Here is a 249-nt window from a genome sequence, read left to right as displayed (position 1 = left end):
CGCGTCTTGGGATCCAACACTTCTTGAAGCATAGTCCCCAGCAACAGAGACACCACCGCCACCGGCCCTATCGCTATATCTCGCGAGCTCCCCATCATCGCATATATCAGCGGTGGAACAAAACTGCTATACAATCCAAACTGAGCATCCAAACCCGCCAGTTTTGCATATCCAATATCCTGAGGGATGCAGAGACTTGCAATAGTAAGGCCAGCTATGAGATCACCTTTGAACATGCTAAATTTGTAG

1 protein-coding gene is annotated in these 249 nt (G+C 48.6%); it reads right to left on the bottom strand.

Annotated elements, in window-relative coordinates; genetic code table 11:
* A partial coding sequence (locus tag ACODJP_RS14385) for a SulP family inorganic anion transporter (RefSeq protein ID WP_422482664.1) occupies positions 1-236 on the bottom strand: 236 nt, incomplete at its 3' end.
* Between the last annotated feature and the right edge of the window lie 13 nt (positions 237-249).

This window comes from Pleomorphochaeta sp. DL1XJH-081, assembly GCF_049310885.1.
Taxonomy (GTDB): domain Bacteria; phylum Spirochaetota; class Spirochaetia; order Sphaerochaetales; family Sphaerochaetaceae; genus CAYZJV01.
Note: the sequence above shows the minus strand (reverse complement) of the source record. Positions and strands in the feature narration are given on the sequence as shown.